Raw genomic sequence first — 4,629 nt, forward strand, 5'->3', positions numbered from 1 at the left:
CCGTAACAACAGACGGGCTCTGCCCCTGACATAATGCAGAAATAGTCAGTCGGCGTGTTGATTCCAGAATGTAGTTGGTACCACCAATTTTACCCATTGATGACTGAACGCCTTCAAACATACCAATGGGCATACCAAACTGCTGACGAACGTAAGCATAAGCACCGGTCATACGCTGAGTAACATGGCCCGACGCCGTGGCCAGAGCGGGTAAAGAAATACCACGGCCAGCCGACAGACATTCAACCAACATACGCCAGCCTTTACCAGCGTAATCAGCACCACCAATAATCCAGTCCAGCGGAATGAAAACGTCTTTACCAAAGGTTGTACCGTTAAGGAAAGCCTGGTTTAGCGGGAAATGGCGGTCGCCAATTTCAACGCCTTTGTGCGAAGTAGGAATTAACGCACAAGTAATACCAATTTCTTTTTTACTGCCTAAAAGCGCTTCGGGGTCATAGAGTTTAAAAGCCAAACCCAAGACAGTTGCTGACGGAGCCAGTGTAATGTAGCGCTTAGACCAATTAAGACGAATACCGACAACTTCTTTGCCTTCGTGCTCGCCTTTGCAAATGATGCCCTCATCGGGAATAGCACCCGCGTCGGAGCCCGCCTCAGGTCCTGTCAGTGCAAAACAAGGAATGTCTGTTCCGTCCGCAAGGCGTGGTAACCAATAGTCTTTTTGCTCTTTTGTACCATAGTGCGTCAGTAACTCACCCGGACCTAATGAGTTAGGCACCATGACCGACACCGCCGCACTGATAGAGCGGCTGGCAATTTTCGAAACAATGTAAGAGTTTGCCGCGGGAGAAAAATCCAGGCCGCCGTGATCTTTGCCAATAATCATGGCAAAGAAACGTTCTTTACGCAGGTAGTCCCAAACTTGTTTGGGTAAGTCACGGTCTTGTTGAACAATTTTAAAATCGTCCAGCATGTCCATCAGTTTTGCCAACTGGTTATCGACAAACGCCTGCTCATCAGCGGTCAGTTTTGGCTCGGGTACATCAAGTAACTTCTGCCAGTCTGGGCGGCCGCTGAACAACTCGCCGTCCCACCAAACGTCACCCGCTTCCATAGCTTCGCGTTCGGTATCCGACATAGGCGGCAAAATGCGCTTAAAAATAGCAAAAACCGGTTTAGTTACCAGGCTGCGACGGATATCTCCGACTGCAAACACCAGTACCACTAAAACCACTAACAGAATAAAAATTTCCATGGTTATCTCCAGTGCACCATCACAATAAAAGTGTCGTCAAATCTCGAACTTACAACGGTATCTTTACGCTTCTTCAAGCCCGCCGGAAACAAAAGGTATGAGCTGATCAATGACGTCCTGCGCCTCAACCTTTTCATTAAATTCCGACTGAGCAATTTCAATTAAAGCCTGCCCCGATACTTGAGCAAAAACGGCGGCGCCTAATATAAAGTGTAGACGCCAAAACATTTGTTGCTCATCTAAATGTGGATTTGCGCGCTTTAACAGAGCTAATAAATGCTGCAATACACCGCCAAATTCTTGCTGAGTATATTTGCGCAAATGCCCCTGAATTTCAGAATAAGCAAAGCCAAGTAATCTTAAAAAGATATCCGGCCCTTGTTTATTAACCTCAGTTAACTTTGCCAGCGGTATTTTGAAACGCTTAAACAGTTCTTCTGTTTTTAACTCGCTTTGCTGTTCAGCCTGTTGCAGCTGTTCTTCCAAAACGGGCATAAAAATAACTAAATAGCGTGCCATTACCGCTTGAATAAGCGCTTTTTTTGAACCAAAGTGATAATTGACAGAGGCAAGGTTAACCCCCGCCTCCTGCGTGATTTGCCGTAAAGAGGTTTGCTCAAATCCATCTCTGGAAAAAAGCATTTCTGCGGCGTTGAGTATTTTCTTTTGAGTCGAAATGCGTGCTGCCATGAAATAAATAAACGCATGATTTAAACATGCGTTTAATCTAATTCATGTCGTTTCAGCGTGCAAGTGTTCGCTGAATTTATTTTGATCTGCCGCGTAAACTTAATTGTATAGGACTTAATGCCGCCAGTAATGACGGTGGAACAGAATAAGTACGGTCATAATTTCAAGACGACCGGCCAACATTGCAAAAATAAGCAGCAATTTAGCGCCGCCGTCCAGGCTTGAGAAGTTACCTGCCGGGCCTATAATTTCGCCTAAACCGGGCCCAACGTTACCAACCGCCGAGGCAGCAGCGGATATTGCTGTCAAAAAGTCGAGGTCAAATAACGACAAACCCAGCGCTATAACGGCAATAAGAAGAAAGTACATAAAACAGAAAGCGACCATAGAGCCCAGCAACGAGTCGTTAACCCGACGCTCCTGATAGGTTTGAACGCTCACCAGGTTAGGATGAATTAACTGGCTGAACTGCTTTCTCAATAAAAGTTGTGACAACTGAAAACGGAAAATTTTCATACCACCGGAAGTTGAGCCGGTACAACCACCAATAAACATCAAATAGAAGAAGACCATTAACGACCAGCTTCCCCAACTGCCGTAGTCTTCTGTTGCGTACCCCGTTGTTGTTACTACCGACACTACGTTAAACGCTGTGTGCATTAACGCATCGCCGAACTCCCGGCCTTTGGCTATTTGCACCAAAGTAATCAACGCAATAGCAATAAGCAGAAAAGTTACAAAGGCGCGCACCTGAGTGTCTTTCCACAGCGGTTCAAAGTCTCTTTTCAGTAACCGTATATAAAGCACAAAAGGCAGTGCCCCTGCCACCATAAAAATGGTGCCCGTTATAACCAGGAATGGAGTATCAGAAAAGTGGCCAAAAGAGGCATCGTAGTTTGAGAAACCCGCTGTACTAATAGTTGTCATACCATGCGCAAAAGCGTCAAAGCTGCTCATTCCGCCCATTAAATACAGACCAATAACCGCCGCCGTTAATATGAGATACACTCGCCCTATTGCCATAACCATATGGCTTGAGCGCGGCATGAACTTGCCTGACATATCGGATGATTCCGCCTGGAACAGACGCATACCACCCACCTGCAGGAAGGGTAAAATTGCCATTGCCATTACGATGATTCCAATACCGCCTAACCACTGAAGCATAGCGCGCCATAACAGCACACTGGCGGGTAAATCATCCAACCCTGAAATAACTGTTGCACCGGTTGTGGTAATAGCCGACATAGCTTCAAACCAGGCGCTAGGAAAGTCCAGATAAGGCTTTGCAAAAATAAAAGGCAAGGTTGCAAATAAACTGGCTGACACCCAACACAACGAAGTCAGCAAGAAGACTTGTCGCGCTCTGAGCTTAGCGTCACCAGCAGGTTGCAGAAATAAAACCAAGCCAACAACCAAGCCAATAATAGAGAGCGTTAAATAGGTCCATTGCTCTTTCTCGCCGCTAACAACCGCCATAACGAAAGGGGCAAGCAACGCAATAGAAAGCAGCGCAATCAATCCGCCCACCGCTTTTAGCAGTAGCTTAATGGCCTGTCGACTATCAAGCGGCGTTTGCCGTAAAGATTGATTGCTTTGCAATGACATAGTGTCAGTTAGACGTATCTAAAGGTGCAAATGACTTCACTAAGTCGTCAATGGCTTTCATTTGCTGCAAATAAGGCTCTAACGCATGTAAAGGTAACGCACAGGGTCCATCGCACTTGGCTTCATCGGGGTTAGGATGAGCTTCAATGAACAACCCGGCAATACCCAGTGACATACCAGAGCGGGCCAGTTGTGCAGCCTGTGCCCGTCGACCATCGGCTGAGTCAGCTCGTCCTCCCGGACGTTGCAAGGCATGAGTAGCGTCAAAGATAACCGGCGCCATGGGCTTCATATCATCCATGCCAAGCATATCAACAACCAGGTTGTTGTAACCAAAGCTTGAGCCACGCTCACATAACATGATTTTTTCGTTGCCCGCTTCTGCAAACTTTTTGATGATGTGCTTCATTTCATGCGGCGCGAGAAACTGTGGCTTTTTAATGTTAACCATAGCGCCAGTTTCCTCCATGGCAACCACCAGGTCAGTCTGTCGCGCAAGAAACGCAGGAAGCTGCAACACATCAACCACTTCCGCTACCGGGGCCGCCTGATGGGGCTCGTGGACGTCGGTAATAAGAGGCACGTTAAACTGCTGCTTTACCTCTTCAAAAATGCGTAAGCCCTCTTCCAGGCCGGGTCCGCGAAATGAATGAATGGACGACCGGTTAGCTTTATCAAATGATGCCTTAAACACGTATGGAATACCCAGTTTGCTGGTTACTTCCACATAATGTTCGGCAATTCGCAGGGCTAAGTCACGAGACTCCAGCACATTCATTCCGCCAAATAAAACAAACGGCTTGTCATTTGCTATCTGAATGTCGCCCAGCTGTAATTCTTTGATCATCCTAAACTCCTGCGATTAGCTACCAACAACACGTAAGATCTGGCCTGCGAAGTACGCCATGTAAGTTCCCAGCGCATACCCCATTACCGCTAATAATACACCAACCGGTGCTAATGAAGGATGAAAAGCTGAGGCAACAACGGGGGCTGACGCCGCACCACCAACGTTCGCCTGACTGCCAACCGCCATATAAAACACCGGAGCGCGCAGCAGTTTTGCCACCAATAGCATCAAGCTGGCGTGAATGATCATCCAGATAGCACCAATG

At 47.2% G+C, this 4,629-nt stretch carries 5 protein-coding genes; all 5 read right to left on the reverse strand.

Annotated features, from left to right (window positions below; all coding sequences use genetic code 11):
* Positions 1-1,216: acyl-CoA dehydrogenase (locus B3180_RS03780; protein WP_286843146.1), on the reverse strand; the 1,216-nt coding region annotated here is incomplete at its 3' end.
* Positions 1,217-1,279: 63 nt separating this feature from the next.
* Positions 1,280-1,906, reverse strand: coding sequence for a TetR/AcrR family transcriptional regulator (locus B3180_RS03785; RefSeq protein WP_054487168.1), 627 nt, complete (start codon positions 1,904-1,906; stop codon positions 1,280-1,282).
* Between the two features lie 114 nt (positions 1,907-2,020).
* Positions 2,021-3,514 (reverse strand): TrkH family potassium uptake protein, encoded by a 1,494-nt coding sequence (locus tag B3180_RS03790; RefSeq protein WP_234972447.1) that lies wholly within the window; start codon positions 3,512-3,514, stop codon positions 2,021-2,023.
* Between the two features lie 4 nt (positions 3,515-3,518).
* Positions 3,519-4,361 (reverse strand): 3-deoxy-8-phosphooctulonate synthase, encoded by an 843-nt coding sequence (gene kdsA / locus B3180_RS03795; protein ID WP_286843150.1) that lies wholly within the window; start codon positions 4,359-4,361, stop codon positions 3,519-3,521.
* A 15-nt stretch (positions 4,362-4,376) separates the two neighbouring features.
* Positions 4,377-4,629: DUF819 family protein (locus tag B3180_RS03800; protein ID WP_286843152.1), on the reverse strand; the 253-nt coding region annotated here is incomplete at its 5' end.

It is taken from the genome of Idiomarina sp. UBA4206, assembly GCF_002383015.1.
Lineage (GTDB): Bacteria > Pseudomonadota > Gammaproteobacteria > Enterobacterales > Alteromonadaceae > Idiomarina > Idiomarina abyssalis.